Source organism: Paludifilum halophilum (genome assembly GCF_002245355.1).
GTDB classification, from domain to species: Bacteria; Bacillota; Bacilli; order Thermoactinomycetales; family DSM-45169; genus Paludifilum; species Paludifilum halophilum.
Window position 1 is genome coordinate 1 of the sequence record NZ_NOWF01000146.1, and the last position, 410, is coordinate 410.

At 42.7% G+C, this 410-nt stretch carries 1 protein-coding gene; it reads left to right on the forward strand.

The genetic code is table 11. The annotated features are described in order from the left end of the window. Positions 1-410 (forward strand): DnaB-like helicase C-terminal domain-containing protein (locus tag CHM34_RS18670; protein WP_240512081.1); only part of this gene is annotated, 410 nt, incomplete at both ends.

Sequence of the window (410 nt, forward strand, 5' to 3'; positions counted from 1 at the left end):
GAGTCTATCCGTAAAGTAAAACATCAGTATGGCTCTGTCGGTGTAGTTCTGGTTGATTATCTTCAGATCATGAAGACAACAAAGCAATTCGCCCGGGAGGATTTAAAGATTGCTTATTTTACCGGTGAGCTGAAAGCCATGGCCAAAGAGTTTGATTGCGTCATTGTTCTTTTATCTCAGCTCAATCGTGAGTTAGAGAAGCGACCTAATAAAAGACCAATGATGTCGGATCTACGTGAATCAGGTGCAATTGAACAAGATTCCGACCAAATTATTTTTTTGTACCGGGACGAAGTTTATAACAAAGAATCCCAATACCGAGGTATTGCCGAGGCCATTGTAGGAAAGAACCGCCACGGAGAAGCTGGTACTGCGTACATGCATGCCCAGCTGAAGTACTGTCAATTTAC